Source organism: Actinomycetes bacterium (assembly GCA_035489715.1).
Taxonomy (GTDB): Bacteria; Actinomycetota; Actinomycetes; order JACCUZ01; family JACCUZ01; genus DATHAP01.
Genome location: DATHAP010000142.1, coordinates 1 through 4,326, shown reverse-complemented (window position 1 = coordinate 4,326; position 4,326 = coordinate 1). Strand labels below are relative to the sequence as shown.

4 protein-coding genes are annotated in these 4,326 nt (G+C 70.4%); 2 read left to right on the top strand and 2 right to left on the bottom strand.

Going from position 1 to position 4,326, the window contains the following annotated elements:
- On the bottom strand, positions 1-214 hold a 214-nt coding region (locus VK640_11595; GenBank protein ID HTE73826.1), incomplete at its 3' end, for a hypothetical protein.
- Positions 215-356: 142 nt separating this feature from the next.
- Here VK640_11595 and VK640_11590 point away from each other — a divergent pair.
- Both VK640_11590 and VK640_11585 read left to right on the top strand, forming a co-directional pair.
- Positions 357-740, top strand: coding sequence for a hypothetical protein (locus tag VK640_11590; protein ID HTE73825.1), 384 nt, complete (start codon positions 357-359; stop codon positions 738-740).
- On the top strand, positions 641-2,770 hold the full coding sequence (locus VK640_11585) for a DEAD/DEAH box helicase family protein (GenBank protein ID HTE73824.1): 2,130 nt from the start codon (positions 641-643) through the stop codon (positions 2,768-2,770). Before VK640_11590 ends, VK640_11585 begins: the two co-directional genes overlap by 100 nt.
- Before the next feature lie 64 nt (positions 2,771-2,834).
- On the opposite strand, the gene VK640_11580 is transcribed toward VK640_11585, so the two are convergent.
- The gene (locus tag VK640_11580) at positions 2,835-3,992 is read right to left on the bottom strand and encodes a hypothetical protein (GenBank protein ID HTE73823.1); all 1,158 of its coding nucleotides are present in this window, start codon (positions 3,990-3,992) and stop codon (positions 2,835-2,837) included.
- Positions 3,993-4,326: the final 334 nt, after the last annotated feature.

Genomic DNA, 4,326 nt, shown 5'->3' with positions numbered 1-4,326 from the left:
AGGCGATGACGACGATCACCTTGCCGGCGGACGGCGAATATCCGATGAAGCCGGTCGCGCCAACCCGAGACGTCGGGTACGGCGAGAGTTCGACGAGCCGTGCATCGGCCATCACCTCCACCGTCCAGGCCGGCTCAATGTCGAGCGCACCCGCGTACCGACTCGAGCGGGACCGGATGTAGGCGACGTCTTCGTCCGCCCAGTGCAGCCCCACGGCGACAGTGTAAGACAACGATTTACGGCCCATGCCTCCATCGACAGGGAGAACCCGGTTACGACCAGGTACTGACCCGTCCGCGGCATCTGGCGGCTGCGGGCACTGCCGCGCGGTCGCGTTCCCGGGACAGTATGGAGTCGTGCCGATTCCGTCCGGGTCCGCTGATCAGGGCACGCTGCCGTTGATCGGTCTGGACGACGAGCTGTCGGCGCTGCGCGAGGATGTGAACCGGCTCCGGGCGGAGAACGTCCGGCTGCTGCGCCTGCTGGAGTTGACGCCGCAACAGGCACGCCCACCCGGCCCCGTGCAGACCGGCGTCTTCGACGGCCAGCCGGGACCGGCGCACGCCGGTTCCACGCCGGCGGCGAAGGTCGCGTTCTTCGCCAGCCTGTTCGCCGCCCGGACCGACGTGTACGCGCTGCGGTGGGAGAACGCCCGCACCGGCCGGGGAGGCTGGGTGCCCGCGGTTCGCGGCGGCTGGCGCAAGCGCGTGCCGGCCGCGGACCGGAGTACCTGCCGCTGACAGACGAGGTCATCACTGCGCACCTGTCTGGCGAGTTGGAGCTGGGCCTGTATCCGCTGCTGGACGGCGACCGCTGCCAGTGGCTGGCCGCCGACTTCGACGGCCCCGCCGCCATGCTGGATGCGCTCGCCTACCTCAAGGCCGCCCGCACGGTCGGCACATCCGCGGCGCTGGAGGTGTCCCGCTCAGGTCTCGGCGCCCATGTCTGGCTGTTCTTCACCACACCCGTCCCCGCGGCCACCGCCCGCCAGGTCGGCACCGGTCTACTGCGCGAGGCGATCGCCGTACGCGGGCGGATGGACCTGACCAGCTATGACCGGCTCTTCCCCTCCCAGGACGTCGTCCAGATCGGCGGCCTCGGCAATCTCATCGCGGCGCCCCTGCAGGGTCGCGCCCGCCGCCGCGGCGCCACCGTGTTCCTCGACCTGGCCACCATGGAGCCGCACGAGGACCAGTGGACCTACCTGTCCAGCCTCGACCGGCTCACCCCGAAGGAGGTCAACCGGCTCGCGCAGCGGCTCGGCCAGGTCGCCGTCGGCGCGGAGGTGAACCGGCTCCGCTCCCCCACCTCCACGAAGATCGCGGTGCAGCCGCCAGCCGTGGTGCACGCCCGACTCGGTGCCAGAATCACGGTCGAAGCCGCAGCTCTGCCCCCAGCGCTGCTCGCCACACTGAAGCACGCGGCGTCGATGCCCAACCCGGTCTTATACGAGCGGCAACGGCGCCGTGCCTCCACCTGGGACACCCCGCGCTTCCTGCGCAACTACGACGAGACGCTCACCGGCGACCTCCTCCTGCCGCGCGGGTTGCAGGACCGGCTCGCAGCCCTCGTGGAACAGGCCGGCAGCCGCCTGGAGCTCAGCGACGAACGGACCGCCGGCGACACGCAGACCTTCGAGTTCGCCGCAGAACTCGACCCGGAGCAACAGCAAGCCTTCAAAGCCCTCGCCGACCAAGAAGCCGGCGTGCTGGTCGCCCCGCCCGGAGCCGGCAAGACGGTCATGGCCTGCGCGCTGATCGCTCACCACGCGGTCCCCACACTCGTGCTCGTCGACCGCAAAGCCCTCGCCGACCAGTGGCGCGCCCGCATCGGCGAACTGCTCGGCGTGAAGGCCGGTCAGCGCGGCGGCGGACGCGGCAAGACCACCGGTGTCATCGACGTCGCCACCCTGCAGACCCTTGCCCGTAGCGACGACGTCGTCGGCTGGACCAGCGACTACGGGCTGGTGGTTGTCGACGAGTGTCACCACGTGCCCGCTGCCGCCTTCGAGCAGGCTGTCCGGCAGATCCCTGCCCGCCGCTGGCTCGGGCTGACCGCCACGCCGTACCGGCGCGACCAGCTCGACGACCTCATCGCCCTGCAGCTCGGCCCGGTCCGCCATACCGTCGTCCAGCCGCGCGTCGGCACTCTGGGCAGCCGCTCTCCAGACGCACAGACACCGGAACCGGTCCTGCATGTCCACCCCACGGACTACCGTTACACCGGCGACGCCGAACCTTCTGCCCCCGGCGGCATCTCCGCTATCTACCGGGACCTGGTCGCCGACGGCGCTCGTACCGGCCAGATCACCGACGATGTAGTTGCCGCTCTGGCGCAGGGCCGGCACTGCCTGGTGCTCACCCAGTGGACCGGGCACCTGGACCATCTGGTTGCCGCGCTCGTCGAGCGAGGACACGAACCCGTGGTGCTGCGCGGTGGAATGGGCGTGAAGTCGCGGGCTGCCGCCCTCGCTCGTCTCGAGCCGCGGCCGGACGGGCCGCCACTACTCGTCGTCGCCACCGGCCCGTACGTCGGCGAGGGCTTCGACTGCCCGGCGCTCGACACCCTCTTCCTAGCCGCACCGGTCGCCTTCAAGGGCCGCCTGGTGCAGTACGCCGGCCGCATCCTTCGCCCGTTCCCCGGCAAGACCACCGCCGAGGTCCACGACTACCACGACGTCGCGACCGGCGTCCTCGCTTCGTCACTGGCCAAGCGCGCCCCAGGCTACGTCAGCCTCGGCTTTCCGGACCCGCGCCGCCTCGTCAGGTGAGCAGCCGCCCAGGCCAGGCCGTGACCAGCAACACGGCCGAGCCGCGGAGGTATGCGGCGTCGGGTCACACCATGCCGAGGCGGTCGAGCCGCTGGATGAATGAGATCTTGCGGCGCTGCTCCTGGCGCAGCCGCTGGACCCGGTCGGCGAACGCCTCGCTCGTACCCTCGCGACGGCAGACCTCAGCCAGTTCGTAGAGCAGTCCAGCCGCCGCGTCGTAGTCGGCCGCCGTACGTCGCTCGACGAGCTCGACGACGTCACGCCAGGCCTGACCCTGCCGCCCCGCGAGTTCGCTCAGATGGTTCTCGCGGGCTCGCTCAGCGGCGCGACGGCGCTCCTCCGCCCGTCGCTGGGAGTGCTCCCTGCCCACACGCTGCCGGTCTTCCCGGAGCTGCCGGGCCTTCGTCAGCAGATACTCCGCGCACCGACCGGAGCCGTCGCCGCTCTCGACCGGCCCGGCCGCCCGCCGACAGCCGGCCAACAGCTCGGCGCGGACCCTTGCCCCGTCGCCTCTGGCGACCCGCAGTAGAAGTGCGTCCTTGCTCTCCGCCGGTAGCTGCGCCAACCAGCCGGGCAGCTCAGTGAGCGTGTCGTCGGCATTGAGTGGCGCGCTGCGCTCTGCTGCGACGGCGACCAGATCCAGGTCGATGCGCAAGTACTCGGCTACCGAACGGAGGGCTGCGCTCAACTGAGCGAGGCCGGCGGGAACGGGGGGTTCCACTGCGTCCTCGTCGACCTCGCGATTCTGGACGGCGAGCAGCCAGGCCAGGTAGAGCAGCCGGAAGTCCCCGGCCATCACCTCGGCACGGACCGGGACGATCGAGGCCAGCGGGCCGGAGGCGTCCAGCCACTCCTCGTCGTACTCACCGCCTTCGTCCTCGGCGAACAGGTCGATGACGACGTACCCGCCGGTCGTCCATGCGGCCGAGCAGTCGCCGACCAGGTACTGCTCCGCCACGGCCGTGGCAGAGGGGCCGAGCACCTCGGTGGGCAGTCGGAACATCAGCCGGTGCGTCCCCCAGTTGGCCAGGTACAGAAACGCGTCGAAGTAGCGCTCGACCAGCCGGCGCGGATCGGCCTTCAGGTCACCCCACTCGTAGTGGTTGACGAAGCTGGTCGGCGTGATCAGGGCCCGCGTCGAGATGGCACGCAGCTCAGCCTGCTCGCCAGCGGACAGCGGCTGGTCGATCGCCACGAACTCGTAGTACTGGTATTCGCTCATCGAGAGCAGCCCTCTGCCGTGTGGACGTGGACCCCGTTCGAATGGCTGCACGTCAACGGTCGCGGACCCGATGCCCTCGCCGAACGCACGAACCGGCCGGGGTCAACTTTCGACTCCCCGGAGACCGTCGACAAGACCCGGGCTGCTGTGGAGACTGCCGCCTTGTGCCTCGTCTCTCGGCCCCAAGGCGGCGAGGCCGTCGACGCCCGTGCCTATCCGCCGTAACCGTGTGCGTATGTGGCGTGTCGCCCCTCGGACACTGACCTCGAAGTCCCGAGACACCCTGCACGGGTGTCTCGGGACTTCGTTCGTCTCAGGAGTCGCACCGGGACGG